Source organism: Paucilactobacillus nenjiangensis (genome assembly GCF_008632615.1).
GTDB classification, from domain to species: domain Bacteria; phylum Bacillota; class Bacilli; order Lactobacillales; family Lactobacillaceae; genus Paucilactobacillus; species Paucilactobacillus nenjiangensis.
The window spans coordinates 1,988,730-2,009,118 of sequence record NZ_CP043939.1 but is presented as its reverse complement, the minus strand read 5'-3'; the positions used below and the strand labels follow the sequence as shown (position 1 = coordinate 2,009,118).

General features: G+C 38.8%; 18 protein-coding genes and 1 pseudogene. 17 read left to right on the top strand and 2 right to left on the bottom strand.

Annotated elements, in window-relative coordinates; all coding sequences use genetic code 11:
* The first annotated feature begins 18 nt into the window (after positions 1-18).
* The 13 genes from F0161_RS10240 (at position 19) to guaB (ending at position 15,829) form a co-directional block, all read left to right on the top strand.
* A complete protein-coding gene (locus F0161_RS10240; protein WP_190318864.1) occupies positions 19-1,374 on the top strand; it encodes an amino acid permease in 1,356 nt (451 codons plus the stop codon).
* Between the two features lie 456 nt (positions 1,375-1,830).
* On the top strand, positions 1,831-3,636 hold the full coding sequence (thrS, locus tag F0161_RS10235; protein WP_137602053.1) for a threonine--tRNA ligase: 1,806 nt from the start codon (positions 1,831-1,833) through the stop codon (positions 3,634-3,636).
* Positions 3,637-4,743: 1,107 nt separating this feature from the next.
* A complete protein-coding gene (locus F0161_RS10230; RefSeq protein ID WP_150204504.1) occupies positions 4,744-5,493 on the top strand; it encodes an epoxyqueuosine reductase QueH in 750 nt (249 codons plus the stop codon).
* A 443-nt stretch (positions 5,494-5,936) separates the two neighbouring features.
* Positions 5,937-7,181: a NupC/NupG family nucleoside CNT transporter gene (locus F0161_RS10225; protein WP_150204503.1), complete on the top strand. Its 1,245-nt coding sequence runs from the start codon at positions 5,937-5,939 to the stop codon at positions 7,179-7,181.
* Positions 7,182-7,475: 294 nt separating this feature from the next.
* Positions 7,476-8,387 carry a ribonucleoside hydrolase RihC gene (rihC, locus tag F0161_RS10220; protein WP_137602050.1) on the top strand — a complete coding sequence of 304 codons (912 nt, stop codon included), beginning with the start codon at positions 7,476-7,478 and terminating at the stop codon, positions 8,385-8,387.
* A 213-nt stretch (positions 8,388-8,600) separates the two neighbouring features.
* Entirely contained in the window at positions 8,601-9,335 is a 735-nt protein-coding gene (gene rsmG / locus F0161_RS10215; RefSeq protein ID WP_137602049.1) for a 16S rRNA (guanine(527)-N(7))-methyltransferase RsmG, read from the top strand.
* A gap of 9 nt (positions 9,336-9,344) precedes the next feature.
* On the top strand, positions 9,345-10,289 hold the full coding sequence (noc, locus tag F0161_RS10210; protein ID WP_150204502.1) for a nucleoid occlusion protein: 945 nt from the start codon (positions 9,345-9,347) through the stop codon (positions 10,287-10,289).
* Positions 10,290-10,303: 14 nt separating this feature from the next.
* Complete coding sequence (locus F0161_RS10205; RefSeq protein WP_150204501.1) at positions 10,304-11,074, top strand: ParA family protein; 771 nt, start codon at positions 10,304-10,306, stop codon at positions 11,072-11,074.
* Positions 11,061-11,939: a ParB/RepB/Spo0J family partition protein gene (locus F0161_RS10200; RefSeq protein WP_150204500.1), complete on the top strand. Its 879-nt coding sequence runs from the start codon at positions 11,061-11,063 to the stop codon at positions 11,937-11,939. Before F0161_RS10205 ends, F0161_RS10200 begins: the two co-directional genes overlap by 14 nt.
* A 14-nt stretch (positions 11,940-11,953) precedes the next feature.
* Positions 11,954-12,157 carry a DUF951 domain-containing protein gene (locus F0161_RS10195; protein ID WP_137602045.1) on the top strand — a complete coding sequence of 68 codons (204 nt, stop codon included), beginning with the start codon at positions 11,954-11,956 and terminating at the stop codon, positions 12,155-12,157.
* A 59-nt stretch (positions 12,158-12,216) separates the two neighbouring features.
* Positions 12,217-13,317, top strand: coding sequence for a redox-regulated ATPase YchF (gene ychF, locus F0161_RS10190; RefSeq protein ID WP_137602044.1), 1,101 nt, complete (start codon positions 12,217-12,219; stop codon positions 13,315-13,317).
* A 372-nt stretch (positions 13,318-13,689) separates the two neighbouring features.
* Entirely contained in the window at positions 13,690-14,460 is a 771-nt protein-coding gene (locus F0161_RS10185) for a DUF1129 domain-containing protein (protein ID WP_150204499.1), read from the top strand.
* A gap of 226 nt (positions 14,461-14,686) precedes the next feature.
* Positions 14,687-15,829: an IMP dehydrogenase gene (guaB, locus tag F0161_RS10180; RefSeq protein WP_137602042.1), complete on the top strand. Its 1,143-nt coding sequence runs from the start codon at positions 14,687-14,689 to the stop codon at positions 15,827-15,829.
* Between the two features lie 360 nt (positions 15,830-16,189).
* On the opposite strand, the gene F0161_RS10175 is transcribed toward guaB, so the two are convergent.
* Together F0161_RS10175 and F0161_RS10170 are read right to left on the bottom strand one after the other, a co-directional pair.
* Positions 16,190-17,068 carry an IS3 family transposase gene (locus F0161_RS10175; RefSeq protein WP_105310504.1) on the bottom strand — a complete coding sequence of 293 codons (879 nt, stop codon included), beginning with the start codon at positions 17,066-17,068 and terminating at the stop codon, positions 16,190-16,192.
* A 23-nt stretch (positions 17,069-17,091) separates the two neighbouring features.
* Entirely contained in the window at positions 17,092-17,379 is a 288-nt protein-coding gene (locus F0161_RS10170; RefSeq protein WP_003688751.1) for a transposase, read from the bottom strand.
* 76 nt (positions 17,380-17,455) lie between these two features.
* Between F0161_RS10170 and F0161_RS10165 the strand changes: the two are divergent.
* From F0161_RS10165 to rfbD, 4 genes and pseudogenes are all read left to right on the top strand, one after another.
* Positions 17,456-17,629 (top strand): annotated as a pseudogene (locus tag F0161_RS10165) (glucose-1-phosphate thymidylyltransferase); the annotation flags it as partial.
* A gap of 12 nt (positions 17,630-17,641) precedes the next feature.
* Positions 17,642-18,214, top strand: coding sequence for a dTDP-4-dehydrorhamnose 3,5-epimerase (gene rfbC, locus F0161_RS10160; protein WP_190318937.1), 573 nt, complete (start codon positions 17,642-17,644; stop codon positions 18,212-18,214).
* 88 nt (positions 18,215-18,302) lie between these two features.
* Entirely contained in the window at positions 18,303-19,331 is a 1,029-nt protein-coding gene (rfbB, locus tag F0161_RS10155) for a dTDP-glucose 4,6-dehydratase (RefSeq protein WP_150204497.1), read from the top strand.
* A 139-nt stretch (positions 19,332-19,470) separates the two neighbouring features.
* Positions 19,471-20,313 (top strand): dTDP-4-dehydrorhamnose reductase, encoded by an 843-nt coding sequence (gene rfbD / locus F0161_RS10150; protein WP_150204496.1) that lies wholly within the window; start codon positions 19,471-19,473, stop codon positions 20,311-20,313.
* The last annotated feature ends 76 nt before the right edge of the window (positions 20,314-20,389 follow it).

The following is a 20,389-nucleotide window of genomic DNA, read 5'->3' as shown; positions in this document are numbered from 1 at the left end:
TAAACTTAGGAGGACATCATGGAAGAACGTAAATTATCTCGCTCGTTACAAAGCCGACATATTCAAATGATTGCTATCGGTGGCGCCATCGGAACTGGGTTGTTCTTGGGATCAGGGAGTGCGATTCATAAGGCAGGACCTTCGATTATTTTGTCATATTTAATTGTTGGGGTCTTTTGTTTCTTCATGATGCGTGCCATTGGGGAATTGCTATTATCAGATACTTCAAAGCATTCGTTTATCGATTTTGTGAAGGAATATTTGGGCGATCGAATGGAATTTATTACTGGTTGGACATATTGGTCGTGTTGGCTTAGCTTAGCGATGGCTGATTTAACCGCCACCGGGATCTATTTAAAATACTGGTTCCCGAATATTCCACAATGGGTGGGGCCACTCGTCATCATTGTGCTATTGCTCATCACAAATCTCTTAAACGTTGGCTTGTTTGGTGAATTGGAATCATGGTTCTCGATGATTAAAGTGGTGGCAATTTTAGCTTTGATTGTTGTTGGCTTTGGCTTAACGATTTTTCATTATCATGTGGGTGGATCAACTGCATCGGTTAGCAATTTGTACTCACATGGCGGCTTCTTTCCAAAGGGTGCAACTGGCTTTTTGATGTCATTTCAAATGGTTGTCTTTGCCTTTGTTGGAATTGAAATGGTCGGATTAACAGCTGGTGAAACTAAAAATCCAGAAAAAGATTTACCTAAAGCGATTAACAGTTTACCTATCAGAATTGGCTTGTTTTACATTGGTTCAATGATTGCGATTATGATGGTGTCGCCTTGGAATAAAATTACGACGACTTCCAGCCCCTTTGTCCAAGTCTTCTCAGGAATTGGAATCACCAGTGCTGCCGCTATCTTGAACTTTGTGGTTTTAACAGCCGCAATGTCTGCGACAAATAGTGCAATTTTCAGTACCAGTAGAACGCTTCATGCGTTAGCAACCGGCGGGAATGCCATGGAACGGTTCGCAAAGTTAAGTAAGCATATGGTACCGAATACTGCCTTGCATTTTTCTTCAGCAATTTTGTTTGTCGTTGTAATTTTAAATTATGTCATGCCTGAAGGAATTTTCAACTTAATCTCAGGTGTTTCCACGATTAATTTCGTCTTTGTTTGGTTGATCATGCTGTGGTGTCATTTGAAGTTTCGTAAGAGTCGTCCAGAAGGTGTGAAGAAGTTCTTGATGCCAGGCTATCCTTACACAGATTACGCCAGTCTCATTTTCTTCATCGCTGTTTTAATTTTCCTCATTTTTGATCCAGAAACTCGAGTTTCATTGATGGTTTCCATTATTTGGTTCATTGGCTTATTCTTGACCCATTGGCTGATGAATCGAAATAGAGTGAAAACAAGCGAATAGCTTGTGAGTACTAACGAAGAATTGACGATGAGTTGAAAAACTCAAGAAAATTCAAGTTATGCGCAGCGAGTTGCTTGGTTGAACCTGAATCGAAATAGAGTGAAAACAAGCGAATAGCTTAGTTAAAAAAATTCGATTTGCATATTTTTGGAAACATGCTATACTTTTTCATTGAGAACAAGTTACGTATCCGAACCACAAGAGAGATTAGGGCCAGGCTGAAATTCTAATCGCAATTATCGGAGTAGTAATACTATCTCAGTTTGATTGTTCACCGAAATAAGGTGAGCCGGATAGTGCTCGTTATTGCCTGTCAGAGATAAAAATGAATTCAGTTCATTTTTAAAGATGGGTGGCACCGCGTCAATTTATAAATTAACGTCCCAGATATCGGAAACGATATCTGGGACTTTTATTTTGCAATTATTTTACTAATTTATTAGGAGGAATAGGATTATGGCACAAGTACAATTACTTTACGTCGACGGTTCAGTCGAAAAAGTCGACAAGGAATCAGCAGAAGCGTTACAGGCTTTACGTCAAACGACAGCGCTTTTAACCGCTGCCGCATTGCACCAACAATTTGATGGGATTCGTTTAGGCGATAACCAAGCAACCGATGATGGTTTCTTTATCGATTCAGATAAAGATGAAGTTCAAGTTTCCGCAGATGAACTTGAAGCTGTTGCTGCAATTGTTAAATCATTTGGTAAGGATAAAGCGAAGGTTGAATTTGAATCAGCTGATTTAACAGCCGCAAAAGCACTATATCCAAATGATCAATTCCAACAAGAATTGTTTGAAGATAACGCTCAAAATGGCAAGGTTCCATTGTTCAAAGTTGGCGACTTCGCCACAATTGCGAGTGGTGCAGTTCTAAATTATGTTGATGTAGTGAAGAACTTTGAATTGCTTTCAGTTGCCGGTGCTTATTGGAAAGGTATGTCATCAAACGACATGCTACAACGAATTTACGGAACGGTCTTCTTCAAAAAAGATGACTTGGAAGCAGATTTGGTTCGTCGCCAAGAAGCCAAGGAACGTGATCACCGTGTCATCGGGAATGATTTAGACCTCTTCTTCGTAGATCCTAAAGTCGGCGCTGGTTTACCTTATTGGATGCCAAATGGTGCCACTATCCGTCGTACTATCGAACGTTATATTATCGACAAAGAAGTTGCCAATGGTTATAACCATGTCTACACACCAATTTTGATGAATTTAAATGAATATAAGACTTCTGGTCACTGGCAACATTATCGTGAAGATATGTTCCCACCAATGGACATGGGGGATGGCGAATTATTGGAATTACGTCCAATGAACTGCCCAAGCCATATTCAAGTGTACAAACATCACATCCGTTCATATCGCGAATTGCCATTGCGGATTGCTGAATTAGGTATGATGCACCGTTACGAAAAATCCGGTGCACTCTCTGGTCTTCAACGCGTTCGTGAAATGACATTGAATGACGGTCATACTTTCGTAACTCCTGACCAAATTGAAGATGAATTCAAGAGCATCTTGGACTTAATGATCAATGTTTATCATGATTTTGATATTGATGATTATACGTTCCGTTTGAGCTATCGTGATCCTAAGAATACTGACAAGTATTTTGATGATGATGAAATGTGGAACAATGCTCAAACAATGCTGAAAAAAGCTATGGATGACATGAACCTTAATTATGTTGAAGCTGAAGGGGAAGCTGCTTTCTACGGTCCTAAGTTGGATGTTCAAACTAAGACTGCTTTAGGAAATGAAGAAACACTTTCTACTATTCAATTAGACTTTATGTTACCAAAACAATTTGACCTCCATTATGTTGGTGAAGATGGCAAAGATCATCGCCCAATTATGATTCACCGTGGTGTTATCTCAACCATGGAACGATTCACGGCATACTTAACTGAAATGTATAAGGGTGCTTTCCCAACTTGGTTAGCTCCAAAACAAGTTCAAATCATTCCAGTTCGTGAAGATACGCATGCGGAATATGCTGACCAAGTTCGTAACGAATTGGCAGCTGCTGGTATCCGTGCCACTGTTGATCACCGTAATGAAAAAATGGGTTACAAGATTCGTGAAGCCCAAACGCATAAAGTTCCATACACTTTAGTTGTTGGTGATAGTGAAGTTGAAAACAACGGCGTAACTGTCCGTAAGTATGGTGAACAAGACCAAATTTCTAAATCTAAGAGTGATTTCATTAGTGAAATCCTTGCTGATTTGGCAACGTACTCAAGAACAAAGTAGAGTGCGTATCAATTCGGTAATCATTGAGTACTAAAATAAGACATCGGCTATCCGGTTTTTGGATGGTTGATGTCTTTATTTAGACGGAGATGATTGAATTGGGAAGCACGTTTTAGAGAGTAGAGTGTTGACCAAAGCGGTCAGCTTCGAAGCATTAACGTAAAATAACGCAAATTGATTTGTATTTTGAATCAGTTTGCGTTATTTGAGTTAAGTGACGAAGTTGCTTTGGGAGACACGTTTCAAAGTAGAGTGCAAAAATTACCGGTAGCTTTCGAGTTACTAACGTAAACAAAGGCGGACAATGAGATTTTTCATTGTCTGTCTTTGTTTAGTTATGGTGATTTGAGCACGTTTCAGAATCCATCAAACCCTCTGAAAATACAATGAGAGTAATTTATTAATCATGTTTTGATTTATTGGACCAATCAATTATTTAAGCCCAATTTGCGATTAACAGACTTGCTAAGGTTGCTGATAAATCAGTACTTTAGCACTGAAAATAATTTTGTATAAGTCCGAGTCGTTTTGTTTGTACAATTATGTGAAAACGGTTAATATATAGTTACAGGAAAGGAAGTTTCTCTTGTGACTACTACCTTCTCAGTGCACAAGCTCCTTTAGTAGTAGAGTTTGGAACCACATGATACAAAGAATTCAGATTGACAGCTTGAAGATTCGAACAGATTTGTAAAGTGTATCCATGATTAAGTTAAGAGACTAGCCCACGCGTAACAATTAAGCCAGCGGTTAGCATAGAACAATATCCATCAAAGTATTAAATTGGCAGTCGACCATTGACCAGCCAGAATTAACGATAAAAGAGCCAAGAATCAAGTACCAGGCACTAAAGAATTAGGAACCATGTACCAGGATTTAAGTAACATCGATTTATTGAACCATCGACCATAGATTTACTGGTTAGACTTACAGATCCATGAAAAGAATGAGGCGAGACCAATAGGTAAACAGTTAAAACAATTAGGTAGTTGCATGTTACTTTCCTGATTTTATAACAAAACGGAGTGAGAAGGCTCCGTTTTTTTGTGTCCTCATTTTTGTGGTATTATATGGTTATTAATTTGATAAATAAGTGAGATGAATGTAATGCTTGAATATAACGAAGTGGTCAAAATGTTCCAAGAAGGCCAAAAAATAAACTATGATGAAGTCCTGCAAAAGGTAATTAAACAGTGGGATGAGGCTAGTACGCGGCCTCGCATTATGTTTCATAGCTGTTGTGCGCCTTGTAGTACATATACCCTGGAGTATATGACTCAATATGCTGATGTCACTATCTATTATGATAATCCAAATATCCATCCTCGTATGGAATTTGAACGTCGTAAATTAGTTCAAGCTAAGTTTATCCAAGACTTTAATGAAAAAACTGGTAACAATGTGACTTTTATTGCGGCTGAATATGAACCAGCCAAATGGTTATCCGTGGTGCGTGATTTGAAAAACGAACCTGAAGGTGGAGCTCGTTGTATTCTTTGCTACAATTATCGGCTAGAACGTGTAGCCAAAAAAGCCCAAGAATATGGCTTTGATTACTTTGGTAGTGCCTTAACTATTAGCCCACATAAGGACGCACGGACAATTAATAAGCTGGGCTTTGATGTGCAGCATATGTACGATGTTTCTTATTTACCAAGTGATTTTAAGAAGCGTTCAGGATATAAACGATCCGTTGAAATGTCAGCGGAATATAATGTCTATCGGCAATGCTATTGTGGCTGCTTATTCGCTGCGCGTCAGCAAGGCGTCGATTTAAAACAAATTAACAAGGATGCCCGTGAATATGTCAATGAGCATCAAGATGATGATTATTCAGGAATTATGTACAATCAGTAATTAAATAAAGGTGCAACCTCAGAATGAATTGAAACTCCTGTTTCGATTTTTAATCTGGTTTGCACCTTTTTCGATTGATAGATATCAAATAAATTTCACTTTGTTGAACGAGATACTGGTAAACAGCATGAAACTGTTTACAAAATCAACAATCATTAAAGTATCATGTTTTTTATTAATCTTAATCAACAAAAGAATGGTACATATTTGAAGCTTTGTACTATTCATAAGTTAGTGAATATTTATCGATAAATTAATTTTGTAAAGTTTGTGAACTCTGTAAGCGCTTTACGTAAAAGGCTTTACCAATTTTAATAAATTTTTGAGCAAACTTTGCGGGTTTACACGATTATTTTAAAAGTTTATATTTGAAGAGTACCCAGAAACAGATTGCCATTATTTTATTTTTGGTTTCGGGAAATATAAAAAAGGGGTTTATTTATATGTATATAGCTATAAATGCTTTGGGATTAGTAGTCTTCTTACTTGTTGGATTCCTATTCTCAAAAAACAAGAAAGGTATCCATTGGAAATCAATTGGTATCATGGTTGTTATTAACTTAGTCCTCGCTTGGTTCTTCACAAGTTTCTCAGCTGGACGGGCTGCAATTCAAGCTGCAGCGGATGGATTCTCTGAATTGGTCAAAGTGGCCTATGTCGGAATTACATTTGCCTTACCTAATTGGGTAACTCCATTAGCACAAGGTGGGGCTGCAGGCGGATCTGCACAATCAATGAACTTTGTGACCAGTGCCTTACTTCCAATTTTGATGATTGTTCCAATGTTTGATATCTTAACTTATTTTGGTATCTTGCCATGGATCATCAAATGGATTGGTCGTGGACTTTCATTTATTACCGGACAACCAAAATTTGAATCGTTCTTTGCGGTTGAAATGATGTTCTTAGGTAATACTGAAGTGCTTGCCATCTCAGGTATGCAACTTCGTAAAATGTCAGCACAACGTAACTTAACCATCGCCATGATGTCAATGAGTTGTGTTACGGCTTCAATCATTGGTGCTTATGTACAAATGGTTCCTGGTCAATATGTTTTGACTGCTGTTCCAATTAATATTATTAATTCAATTATTGTAACAAGTATGATTAACCCAGTTGATGTTGCTCCTGAAGACGACACAATTGCTACTGTTTCTGAAGAATCAGAAGACGGCAAACGTGAACCATTCTTCTCATTCTTGGGTGATTCAATCTTAAACGCCGGTAAGTTGATTTTAATCATCTTTGCTAACGTTGTTGCCTTTGTTGCATTGGCAGCCTTGATTGACAAAATCTTTGTTTGGATTCATCTTCCACAAATTTCATTGGAAACTGTGTTAGGAATTATCATGTCACCATTTGCCTTCTTAATGGGTATGCCATGGCACGATGCATGGATTTTAGCTCAACACATGGGGATGAAACTTGTAACCAACGAATTCGTTGTTATGGGTGAAGTTACTGGTAAGACTATTGCTAGCTATACTCCTCACTTGCGTGCTGTCTTGACAGTGTTCTTGACATCATTTGCTAACTTATCAACAACTGGTATGATCATCGGTGCCTTCAAGGGTATCGTTGGTAAAGAAACCAACACATTAATTTCTAAGAATGTTGGTTTGATGCTAGTTTCAGGTATCTTAGTATCACTTCTTTCTGCCGGATTTGTTGGACTATTCGTTTGGTAGAATGATGGTGTGAATTATCACGGTCATAGCTTGAGTATTGCAACAGGTATCGAAGTGTTCAGTATGAACACAAGATATCTGAAGCAAGACGGAAAGCTTTGTGATAATGAACCTGATTTGATGGTGTGAAACATACCGTCAAGCCTGATTAAAGGTATCAGAATGTAACAACAGTCTGAATAATTAAAACGATTCAGGCTTTTGTTTTCAAAACGATTAAAAGCGCTTACTTTTGGGTATTAATATTAATAAGAGAAAAACTGATTTGAAGTTATACAAATGGAGGAAATCAATATGACTACCAAAATTATTATGGATACTGATCCAGGAATTGATGATGCTGCCGCTTTAACGATGGCGTTAAACAATCCCGAACTCGATTTAAAATTAATTACGACGGTTGCTGGAAATGTAACTGTTGATAAAACCACGATCAATGCATTGAAGATTGTCCATTTCTTTAATAAAGATGTTCCGGTTGCTGCTGGGGCTAAGTTACCATTGTTAAAACCATTTGAAGATGCTGCCCGGATTCATGGTGAATCTGGTATGCCAGGATACGATTTTGGTGAAGATTATGGACATGCCATTGATATGTCTGCGGTTGAAGCATTGCATAAAGAAATTATGGCTGCCGACGAACCAATCACTTTGGTTCCAACTGGTTCATATACTAATATCGCCATCCTATTCTCACAATATCCTGAAGTTAAAGACAACATCAAAGAAATTGTGGCCATGGGTGGAACTTTAGGTAAAGGTAACATGACTAGTGCCGCAGAATTCAACTGCTTCACTGATCCACATGCAGCCAAAGTCTTATATGATTCTGGTTTACCAATTGTCATGGTTGGTCTGGATATCACTTTGAAGGCTTTGTTAACCGCTGATACGTTGGACAAACTTGAGGGCTTAAACCGGACTGGTAAAATGCTACATGGTTTAATCACTCATTACAGTGACGGGGATGAAAATGGTCATCCAATGCATGATGTAAATACAATTTTCTATTTACTTCATCCAGAATTTATCACCACTGAAGATATGTGGGTGGATGTTCAAACTGAAGGCCCAGCAATGGGTGAAACAGTTGGCGATATCCGTGGCGCATACCATGATGGTAAAACTAATACTAAAGTTTGTGTCGACATTGACGCCGATGCATTTAACAAATGGTTCTTAGAAGAAGTATCAAAAATTAAATAGCATGAAAAGTAGCGTAAATGTTTGTCTACAACGGACATTATTAATGATTAATCAATCTCAAGATTGGTTAATCATTTTTTTGTGAAATTGATTAAAATCGACCAGAGATTAATATTTCAATGATGTTAAATTGGTTGATAATTATAGCTTTTTGGGTTAAAGTTAAATGGTATGTGAAACATAAATTTGTTTCACGAATTAAGGAGTACATCCATGAATCCGGAACAATTTCAAACAGAATTATTAAAAAATGGTGTTCAATTGTCAGCAACTCAATTAAATCAATTTGAGTTGTATTTTAAGTTGTTGGTGGAAGGTAATGAGCAATTAAATTTGACCAGTATTACTGATCACGAAGAGGTGTATTTAAAACACTTCTATGATTCAATTCTACCGGCATTAAATTTCAAAGCTTTACAAACTGAATCGTTAACTTTATGCGACGTTGGGGCAGGGGCAGGTTTCCCATCGCTACCCATGAAAATCGCCTTTCCGCAGTTGAAAATTACGATTATTGATTCTCTGAATAAACGAATTAATTTTTTGCAGGGATTAGTGGAACAACTCGGATTAACGGATGTAACTTTAATTCATGATCGTGCAGAGACTTTTGGGGGATTAACCAGTGAGTATCGTGAATCATTTGATATTGTCACTGCTCGGGCAGTCGCGCGCCTCTCAGTCTTAACTGAATTTTGCTTACCACTGACGAAAATTGGTGGTCATTTCATTGCATTAAAAGCGAGTCAATCTGGAGATGAATTATCCGAAGGCCAGGCAGCAATTGAAACGTTAGGCGGTTCCGTTGAGTCGGTGGTAGAATCAAGTTTACCCGTTAGTGGTGAACCTAGAACCATGATTGTAATTAAAAAGGTAACGGCGACTCCAGATAAATATCCACGTCGACCAGGAGTGCCGTTGAAAAAACCAATTCAAACAAAGAAGTAGGTGAAGAGGATGGCATCATTTTCAATTTTTGGAAATTCAGGTAATAAAAAGCATAAATCAACTAATCAAGTTGTCGAAATTAATCGGGCTGATATTACCCCTAATCGATTTCAACCACGAAAAGTATTTGATCCAGAATCTATTAAAGAACTAGCCGAAACAATTCAAGAACATGGCTTACTACAACCAATCATCCTGCGGGAGTATGAAAATGGTAAATATGAAATTATTGCTGGTGAACGCCGTTTTCGGGCCATGACCGAATTACAATGGGAAAAAATTCCATCGATTGTTGAAAAAATGAATGACAAGGAAACAGCTTCCTTAGCATTGATTGAAAACTTGCAACGGGAACAACTGACTTCGATTGAAGAAGCGCAGGCCTATCGCAATTTAATGGAATTGAATGGGCTGACTCAAGCCACGCTTGCTAAAGGTATGGGTAAAAGTCAATCAGCAGTGGCCAATAAAATTCGGTTATTAAAACTGATTCCACCAGTTCAAAATGCGATTCTAGATCATCGGATTTCAGAACGTCATGGCCGTGCTTTGCTTGAATTATCTGAAGTACAACAGCGAGAAAGCTTGATGGAAATCGTTAACCGCCATTTAACTGTCAAACAAACCGAAGAGATGGTGGCCGTGTTGACTGGTAAAGCAGTGACCGAAGAAGAACCAACCTTTACTCATAAGCCAACGCCAGTTGATAAACCAAAACGAAAAAAGCCATCCACCAAGGGCCTAACCGCTGATACTCGAGTTGCCGTCAATACGATTAAAAAATCAGTTAAACTCATCAAAGATAATGGCATGAAAATCAAAACCCGTGAAGAAGATATGGGTGACCATTATCAGATTGTCATCGACATTCCAAAAAGTGTCATGGATAGTAATAAAGGCAAGCCTAAAACTAAACCTAAACCAAAAAGTCCAAAGAAGACTGATAAATCATAAGGAGGCATAAGATAATGGGATATGTGATTGCTTTAGCCAATCAAAAAGGTGGCGTCGGGAAGACGACTACTAGCGTCAATTTAGGCGCTTGCCTCGCAGAAATTAATCAAAAAGTATTGCTAATTGATTTGGATCCACAGGGTAACGCGACCAGCGGAACTGGTATTGAAAAACCAACCATCGACCAAGATATTTATGATGTCTTGATTAATGATGCGGATATTAAAGATGTCATTCTTGAATCAGCTCATCCTGGGTTGGATATTGCACCAACAACAATTCAACTCTCCGGTGCTGAAATGGAATTAACTTCGATGATGGCCCGTGAAACTCGTTTGAATGACGCTATCAAAACTGTGAGTGATCAATATGATTACATTTTAATTGATTGTCCTCCATCGTTAGGCTTACTGACGATTAACGCCTTTACGGCTAGTGATTCTATTTTAATCCCTGTTCAAAGTGAATATTATGCTTTGGAAGGTTTGAGTCAATTGTTAAACACCATCAAATTAGTGCAAAAGCACTTCAATCCAGATTTGAAAATTGAAGGTGTCTTGTTAACAATGTATGACGAACGCACCAATTTGGGTCAACAAGTTAATGAAGAAGTTAAAAAATTCTTTGGTGACAAAGTTTATGAAACTATCATTCCACGTAATGTCCGCTTAGCGGAAGCCCCTAGTCATGGACTACCAATTATTGATTACGATCCACGCTCAAAGGGTGCACAAGTGTACGTTGAATTGGCTAAGGAGGTCGTCGCAGCGCATGGCAAACAATAAAAAAGGGCTTGGACGTGGACTGTCAGCATTGTTTGAAGAAAATGATGTTTCGGCCAACGAAGAAAACGTTCAAGAATTAAAATTAAGTAATATCCGCCCCAATCCATATCAACCCCGGAAAACCTTCGACTCAAAAGGAATTGAAGAATTAGCGGCTTCAATTGAAAAGTCAGGGGTCTTCCAACCAATCATTGTTCGTCAGCCAGATGCTAAAATGCATCGTTATGAAATTATCGCTGGTGAACGACGGTTCCGCGCTTCTAAATCAATCGACAACAAAACCATTCCCGCCATTGTTCGTGACATGACGGATGAAGAAATGATGGAAGTTGCCGTCTTAGAAAACCTCCAACGAGAAGACTTAACTCCGTTGGAAGAAGCACAAGCTTATCAGACTTTGATGGATAAATTGTCATTAACCCAGGCACAAGTGTCAGAGCGGTTAGGCAAGAGTCGCCCATATATTGCTAACTATTTGCGTTTACTGGGCCTCCCAAAAATGGTCAAAGAAATGCTGCAAAAAGAGCAGTTATCAATGGGCCAAGCTCGTACCTTGTTGGGATTAAAAGATAAAGACAAATTAGTCGCATTGGCTCGCCGGGTAGTTGAACAAAACTTAACCGTTCGTCAATTGGAACAATTAGTTAGTCAAATGAATGGCCAGGGTAAGAAGCATGCCAAGAAAGCTGAGAAAAAATCAGTTTATCTCAAAGCAGCTGAAAGCTCACTTCAATCACATTTTGGAACCAAGGTTTCCGTTGCTCAATCAAGTTCTAAAAAAGGTGCCGGAAAAATTGAAATCCCATATGTGTCAGATGATGATTTAACACGTATTTTGGAAATTTTAGATATCAACTTAGACTAGTCGAGGTGAAAAGTATGTATGATTTAGGCGACGTTGTGATGATGAAAAAGCCACATCCATGTGGTGCCAATGAATGGGAAATCATTCGTATGGGCGCAGATATTAAAATTAAATGTCTCGGTTGTGGACACATTGTTATGTTGTCACGCCGTGATTTTGAAAAGCGTCTCAAGAAAGTTTTGAAGAAAAAAGAACCAGATGAAGCGACTAACGACTAATTCGTTGTTTGTCGAAACCCGATTCTAATAAAAATGATTAAAGAAAGAGTGACTAACAGATGGCTTTAACAGCTGGAATTGTTGGTTTACCCAATGTTGGTAAGTCAACGTTATTTAACGCAATTACAAAAGCAGGCGCGGAAATGGCAAATTATCCCTTTGCGACAATTGATCCGAATGTGGGGATGGTGGAAGTCCCTGATGCGCGATTGGAACGAATTCAGGAATTGATTCCTGCTAAAAAAGTAGTGCCAACGACCTTTGAATTTACCGATATTGCCGGTATTGTTAAAGGTGCTAGCAAGGGTGAAGGACTAGGTAACAAGTTCCTAGAAAATATTCGCCAAGTGGATGCCATTGTCCACGTTGTGCGTGCGTTTGAAGATGACAATATCACCCACGTCAACAATAAAGTTGATCCAATCGATGATATTGAAACAATCAACTTGGAACTAGGATTTGCCGACTTAGAAACAATCGACAAACGATTGGCTAAAGTTGAAAAAGTTGCGAAGGGTAACGATAAGGAAGCTAAAGCTGAATTAGCCGTCCTGGAAAAAATTAAACCTGTCCTTGAAGCTGGGAATGCAGTTCGGACAATCGATTTTAACGAAGATGAAGAACCAATTGTTAAGGGACTCTTCTTGTTAACATCAAAACCTGTTTTATATGTAGCCAATGTGGCGGAAGATGAAATGGGTGATCCTGAAAGCAATAAATTTATGAGTCAAATCCGTGAATATGTTAAAGATGAAGGTGCCGAAGTAATTGGTGTAGCAGCGGCCAGTGAAGAAGAAATTGCTTCGATGGAAGAAGCTGATAAAGCTGAATTCTTGGAAATGGAAGGCGTTGAGGAACCAGGCTTGAACCGTTTGATTCGCGCTTCCTATTCATTGTTAGGTTTAGAGACATTCTTTACCGCAGGTGGTAAGGAAACTCGTGCCTGGACTTATCATAAAGGTACCAAAGCGCCACAAGCAGCCGGTATCATCCATTCTGACTTTGAACGTGGATTCATTCGTGCAGAAATTATGAGCTTTGATGACCTCGATAAATACGAAACTCATTCTGCTGTTCGTGAAGCTGGTCGCCTTCGTCAAGAAGGTAAGGAATACGTCATGGAAGATGGCGACATCGTAGAATTTAGATTTAATGTGTAAGAAAACAGTGCGAACTTCCGCGAATAGTCTCCGAGCATCAACGAGAATTAATGAGTTGTCAGTGGTTTACTGACGGCGAGTTAATTAAGTTGAGTGAGGAGGCTGCGGAAGAGAACACGACTCAGAACAACCATCTAACTATGGTGAATGATTAAGCGTAGCTAGACGGAAGTTGTTGAATTAAAAATCCGATTTTGGAAAACAGTGCGAACTTCCGCGAATAGTCTCCGAGCATCAACGAGTTGTCAGTGGTTTACTGACGGCGAGTTAATTAAGTTGAGTGAGGAGGCTGCGGAAGAGAACACGACTCAGAACAACGTAATAAATATCATAACTGTATCAAAAACATAGGAGCCGGAAGGGGCAATATTCGTGAGCGAAGATAATCAATCAAGAAATGCAGCAGCAGGACAAAAGCAGCGCGCACAAATGGAAAAAGATAGTGTGGCAACGCATCATGAGTTAAGTGGTCAAGGCTTAACCAAGCGAAACGAAGAATTTATGTTCCAATTGGGTAAACAACTGGACGCTCAAGGTGCTAAGCCTGAGAAGAAAACACAAGCTGTTGAAGAAACTTTAACTGCTTTAATTGAAGGTCAAAAAACGGGAACCACAGCGAAACAATTATTTGGTACACCGACCGCATACGCAACTGAAATCGTTAAGGGACCAGTTCATCGCGGACCACGTGAACAAAGTAGTTATAAATTATTAGCCTTAGACAATGGCTTGATGTTCTTTAATATCTTTGCATTTATGTTTGGTTTGATGTCATTATTCTCACCAAAATCAATGGCCGCTGATCAAACTGGTACGTCAGGAATCACTGCAATTATTTTAGTTGCAGTTTCTGGTGGATTACTCTTTGCTTGGGTCACGAAAGTATTGTCACCTGCTAAAAAAGGTGAAGAAAAGAAGCCTGTTTGGTATAAAATCTTATCAGTTGTAGCAGCGTTAATCGCTTGGGTTGCCATCTACTTTGCAGCCAGCCTCATGCCAACAGTAATTAACCCAATACTTCCTGGGATTGCTTATGTTGTCTTGGCAGTGCTTGGATTCTTGGCAGATATGTATGTGCGTCGTCGTTTCAATATCGTCGGTGGTGCATTTGCTGGTGGACAAACTCAACAATCGAAAAAATAGCTTTATTTCAAAACGCATTCTTACTGAAGAGTGCGTTTTTAATTTCAATGGAGTTTTACGTTGTATGAAATGAAAAAAAGTTGGTCAAAGTAACCTAATTTCACTAATTAATGTTCGTGTTTTGCCCGATACATTAGAATTTGATTAGAGTTCGTGAAAAACATTTGACCTCAGCAACAAAGGCTAGTAAAGTGATACCAATTACAATTTATAGGAGGAATTTGTCGTGTCAGAATGGGAAACAAAGTTCGCTAAAAAGGGTTTTACTTTTGATGATGTATTGTTGATTCCAGCAGAGAGTCATGTGTTACCTAATGAAGTAGATTTGGGTGTTGATTTAACCGACAAGATTCATTTGAACTTACCATTCCTTAGTGCAGGAATGGATACCGTCACTGAAAGCTCAATGGCCATTGCCATGGCTTTACAAGGTGGTATGGGTGTTATCCATAAGAACATGACAAGTGCCGCACAAGCAGCAGAAGTGGCAAACGTGAAGGGCGTTGAACTAGGTGGTAACTTTGATAAAGCTGCTGTTGATGCTGATAACCGTCTTTTAGTTGCCGCTGCTGTTGGAGTCACTTCAGATACATTTGACCGTGCTAGTGCCTTATTAGACGCTGGTGTTGATGCAATCGTGATTGATACTGCTCATGGTCATAGTGCCGGAGTACTTCGCAAGATTGCTGAAATCCGCGAACATTTCCCAGAAGCAACTTTGATTGCTGGAAATATTGCCACTGCTGAAGGTACTCGTGCTTTATATGAAGCCGGTGTTGATGTAGTTAAAGTTGGAATTGGACCTGGTTCAATCTGTACTACTCGTGTTGTGGCTGGCGTTGGGGTTCCTCAATTAACGGCGATTTACGATTCAGCAAGTGTTGCTCGTGAATATGGCAAGACAATCATCGCTGATGGTGGAATCAAGTATTCAGGCGATATTGTTAAAGCTCTGGCAGCTGGTGGTAATGCAGTGATGCTTGGTAGTATGTTCTCAGGCACAACTGAAGCTCCTGGTGAAGTCTTCGAAGATGCTGGTAAGAAATACAAATCATACCGTGGGATGGGTTCTGTGGCTGCAATGTCACAATCACATGGCTCATCAGATCGTTACTTCCAAGGTGGCGTTAACGAAGCTAACAAATTAGTTCCTGAAGGTATTGAAGCTCGTGTGGAATATAAGGGTGATGTTTCTGACATTATCTTCCAACTGGTTGGTGGACTTCGTTCAGGAATGGGATACACTGGTGCCGGAACAGTCAAAGACTTGATTGAAAAAGCCCAATTTGTCCAAATCTCAGGTGCTGGTTTAATTGAATCACATCCACATGATGTGCAAATTACCAAAGCAGCTCCTAACTACAAATAAAGTGAATAACTCAAGAATCAGAGGATGATATCTTCTGATTCTTTTTTTGACGAAAAATTACGAAAAAGTGACTCATATTTATCTAAAAATAAAAATATTTAATTAAATCATAAAATGTCATAAAACTGCACTCTTTTGGGACTCAGATAATTATATAAAATGTCGGTAAAACACTGACACGATGATATTTATCGTACAAACTGCATTAATAAAATGATAGAAAAATAAAATAATTTAATCTGAAAGTAGCGGAGATGAATGGGTTTGTAAGCATTTAAAACCATGTTTAAACAACTATTAATGGCGTGAATTTGGTCCCCTGTCAATAAAATAGACAATTTAAATAGAGACTTTTTTGTCCTATGCCACGACTAAATTTTGAATTTGAGTTTGATACTCATCTTCAAGTTGCTTTGGTGATTTGAATCCACAGTGACTGTGAATTCTAACTGTGTTGTAAAACGTTTCAATGTACTGAAAAACTAGTCGTTTAGCTTCGGAGTATGAATGGATTTTAAACCGATTTATCCATTCACGCTTAATCAAGGCATGAAACGACTCAATGCAGGCATTATCCCAAGGATAAGCTTTCTTTGAATAGCTTAATGTCATGTTAGCTGTAACTTGATTGTAAGCTTCAGACGTAAACTGACTACCACGATCACTGTGCATGATTAATGGCTTGCTAATATGGCGACTGTGCTTAGTCTTTTCAATAAGTGGGATGACATTCGATACCTCCAAGGTTTCAGATAAGTCCCAACCAATGATCCGTCTGGAGTACAAGTCCATAATACTGGTTAAATAAACGAATCCGTCATGAACTGGAATATAAGTGGTGTCAATGCACCAAACGGCGTTTGGTCGCAATGGATTGAACTGCTCGTCTAAAATATTTATTAGCTGTTTATCAAACTTAGAATTGCGAGTGGTAGTCGTCCAAGGGGTTAGGTAAACGGCGTGAATGCCAAGTTCACGCATATACTTACCAACAGTTCGTTCAACGATCTTATATCCTTTTGAGCGAAGTTCTTGGGTGATTTTGCCGGCACCGTAAATACAAAGGCTTTTGAGCCAAATTGCTTTAATTTCACCTTGAATAAACTTCTTCCGAAGCTTTCGCGGTGATTGGTGATTATGACGCTTTTCTCGTTGATAGTAACCACTTCTTGAGATTCCAACATAATCACACATACCATTGATGGAAGGGTGGGATTCCAAAGCGTGCTGAACGTCCATTTCTTGGTATACCTTTTCGGTAGTTACTTGCTCAGAATCCCGATTGATTTTTTTAACACTTCAATCGCTCCTTCAGCGTCACGAAGTTGACGCTTTAGTCGTGCAATCTCCTTGTCCTTATCGCTGGCAAAATTACCAGAGCCACGGCCAAACTCCCCAGTCTCAGTAAACAGCTTAATCCATTTATGTAATGTACTAGCCCCAATACCTAGATTCTTACTTATTTCATTCATGGTCATGTGATCCTTGTTATCTAAGTAATACTGAACGGCCTGTTCCTTAAATTCCTTGTCATAACTGTGCTTCGTCATTATTTGATCCTCCAATTTACTTCCTTAATTATACTAAATCAGAGTCTCTATTTAACTTGTACACTTTTTATTCTAGGCCCACTTTATTGAAACTGTTCAAAAACGTCAAAATTTACAGGTGGCTTGTATTGAAGAAGTAGCCTTTAGAATGGGTTATATTGATAAAAACCAACTAATTAAATTGGCCCAACCACTTAAGAAAAATGCATATGGACAATATATGTTAAGAATAGCAGAGGAGAGCAAATAAGAAATGGGTAAAATACTAGTACAAGAAACTAAGTTACAAGATGTTAAGTTAATCACACCAGCTGTGTTTGGTGACAATCGTGGATTCTTTATGGAATCATATTCAGATCAGGACTTTAAAGATGCTGGAATTGATTTTGACTTTATTCAAGACAATCACTCACTATCAACACAAGCCGGCGTTTTGCGTGGATTACATTTCCAACGTGGAAAAGCGGCCCAAACCAAACTGATTCGTGTAGTTACCGGTGCTGTTTTGGATGTCATTGTTGATGTTCGTGCCGGTTCACCAACATATGCTCAATGGGAAGGCTACATCTTGTCTGCTAGCAACCATCGTCAACTACTTGTTCCAAAGGGTTATGCTCATGGCTTTGTGACGTTAACAGATGACGTTAACTTCTTATACAAGTGTGACAATCCTTATAATGCTGAAGCCGATGGTGGGATCTCCTTCAAGACACCTGAACTGAATATCTACTGGCCAATTGAATTTGACAAAGCCATTACATCTGAAAAAGATGCTGCACAACCAACCTTTACTGAATTTGAGAAAGATAATCCCTTTAAGTATGGTGAAATTTAAGATTGGTTGCATGATATAATATAATCGATTAATCGTGCTTCAAGGAACGTAGTTTCTTGTCACACTCTGAATTCATGAGGAGAAACAAATGAAAAATATTATTGTAACCGGTGGTGCCGGTTTTATTGGTTCAAACTTCGTTCATTACGTGGTTAACAACCATCCTGAAGTTCACGTAACCGTCTTAGACAAATTGACTTATGCTGGTAATCGCGAAAACCTTGCTGGTCTACCAGCAGATCAAGTAGATTTGGTTGTTGGCGATATTTGTGATGAGAAACTGGTTGACTCATTAGTTAAAGACACCGATGCAATTGTTCATTATGCTGCTGAAAGTCATAATGACAATTCTTTGAAAGATCCATCACCATTTATTCAAACTAATATTGTCGGAACTTCTGTGTTAATCACAGCTGCTGCTAAGTACCACAAGCGTTTCCATCATATTTCAACTGATGAAGTGTACGGTGATTTACCATTACGTGAAGACTTACCTGGACACGGTGAAGGAGTTGGTGAAAAGTTCACTCCTGATTCAAACTACAATCCAAGCAGTCCTTATTCATCATCAAAAGCATCGTCAGATTTGCTTGTTCGTGCCTGGGTTCGTTCATTTGACTTACAAGCTACGATTTCAAATTGTTCGAATAATTATGGACCTTACCAACACATTGAAAAGTTTATCCCACGTCAAATTACAAATATTTTGAGTGGGATTAAACCAAAACTTTACGGTGAAGGTAAAAATGTTCGTGACTGGATTCATACTAACGATCACTCACGTGCCGTTTGGAAGATTCTGACCGAAGGCAAGATTGGCGAAACTTATTTAATTGGTGCCGATGGCGAACAGGATAACAAGCACGTGCTTGAATTTATCTTGGAAGCGATGGGCCAACCTAAGGATGCCTATGATTACGTCGCTGATCGTCATGGACATGACTTACGTTATGCGATTGATGCTACTAAGTTACGTGAAGAATTAGGTTGGAAACCTGAATTTACTGATTTCCAAGCTGGCATCAAAGATACCATCAAGTGGTATACCGAACACGAAGATTGGTGGAAAGCTGAAAAGGCTGAAACGGAAGCTAAGTACGCTGCTAACAATCAATAATAATCTAGTAATTTACAACAGGCCGGTCAATTAATTGACTTAGCCTGTTTTTTAAATACCAGTTGGGTTACAATATTATGGTGCGTAACGGATAAATTGATTGGTTTAACCAGATATAGAAATTACAGGAGAATTATTAATGGCTAAATATATGATTACAGGGATTAAAGGTCAACTTGGAACAGAATTATCAAAGTTGATGGATGAAAAAGGACTTGAATACGTTGGCTTTGATGCCACTGATCTCGATATTACTGATCGTGACTTGGTAGCAAACAAAGTCAGTGAATTAAAACCAGAGATTATTTTCCATTGTGCGGCTTATACAGCTGTGGATAATGCAGAAGATGATGGTAAAGATGCTAACTGGTTAGTTAATGTGAATGGTACGAAGAATGTCGCAGATGCAGCTAATGAAGTGGGTGCTACCTTAGTTTATATTAGTACTGATTATGTCTTTGATGGTACTAATGCAGGCGAATACAACGTTGATGACGCGACTAATCCACAAAACGAATATGGCTTAGCTAAGTTAGCTGGTGAATTAGCCGTGAAGTCGGCGTCTGATAACTACTACATTATTCGGACTTCATGGGTGTTTGGTGAATTTGGTAAGAACTTCGTCTTCACCATGCAAAACTTAGCTGAAACTCATGATGAATTAACTGTCGTGAATGATCAAACTGGTCGTCCTACCTGGACACGGACATTGGCAGAATTCATGTTGTATCTCGTACAAAACGATGAAGAACATGGTGTTTATCACTTATCCAACGACAATTCAGCTACTTGGTTTGATTTTGCCACTGAAATCTTGAAGGGTACAGACACCAAGGTTGTACCAGTTGACTCCAGTGCCTATAAACAAAAGGCTCATCGTCCAGAACATTCTATTATGAATCTGGATAAAGCCAAAGCGACTGGCTTTAATATTCCAACCTGGCAAGAAGCATTAGCCTCATTCCAGGCCTCAATAAAGTAATTTATCAACATTTTATTTTAACTATTCTTTTATGAATGGATAAGGTAAAATGTTTTTTATATAGAAGTTTTTTATT

Coding starts and splice junctions, on each gene's coding strand:
- F0161_RS10240 (WP_190318864.1), top strand. CDS start 19: ATGGAAGAACGTAAATTATCTCGCTCGTTACAAAGCCGACATATTCAA.
- thrS (WP_137602053.1), top strand. CDS start 1,831: ATGGCACAAGTACAATTACTTTACGTCGACGGTTCAGTCGAAAAAGTC.
- F0161_RS10230 (WP_150204504.1), top strand. CDS start 4,744: ATGCTTGAATATAACGAAGTGGTCAAAATGTTCCAAGAAGGCCAAAAA.
- F0161_RS10225 (WP_150204503.1), top strand. CDS start 5,937: ATGTATATAGCTATAAATGCTTTGGGATTAGTAGTCTTCTTACTTGTT.
- rihC (WP_137602050.1), top strand. CDS start 7,476: ATGACTACCAAAATTATTATGGATACTGATCCAGGAATTGATGATGCT.
- rsmG (WP_137602049.1), top strand. CDS start 8,601: ATGAATCCGGAACAATTTCAAACAGAATTATTAAAAAATGGTGTTCAA.
- noc (WP_150204502.1), top strand. CDS start 9,345: ATGGCATCATTTTCAATTTTTGGAAATTCAGGTAATAAAAAGCATAAA.
- F0161_RS10205 (WP_150204501.1), top strand. CDS start 10,304: ATGGGATATGTGATTGCTTTAGCCAATCAAAAAGGTGGCGTCGGGAAG.
- F0161_RS10200 (WP_150204500.1), top strand. CDS start 11,061: ATGGCAAACAATAAAAAAGGGCTTGGACGTGGACTGTCAGCATTGTTT.
- F0161_RS10195 (WP_137602045.1), top strand. CDS start 11,954: ATGTATGATTTAGGCGACGTTGTGATGATGAAAAAGCCACATCCATGT.
- ychF (WP_137602044.1), top strand. CDS start 12,217: ATGGCTTTAACAGCTGGAATTGTTGGTTTACCCAATGTTGGTAAGTCA.
- F0161_RS10175 (WP_105310504.1), bottom strand. CDS start 17,068: ATGGACGTTCAGCACGCTTTGGAATCCCACCCTTCCATCAATGGTATG.
- F0161_RS10170 (WP_003688751.1), bottom strand. CDS start 17,379: ATGACGAAGCACAGTTATGACAAGGAATTTAAGGAACAGGCCGTTCAG.
- rfbB (WP_150204497.1), top strand. CDS start 18,303: ATGAAAAATATTATTGTAACCGGTGGTGCCGGTTTTATTGGTTCAAAC.
- rfbD (WP_150204496.1), top strand. CDS start 19,471: ATGGCTAAATATATGATTACAGGGATTAAAGGTCAACTTGGAACAGAA.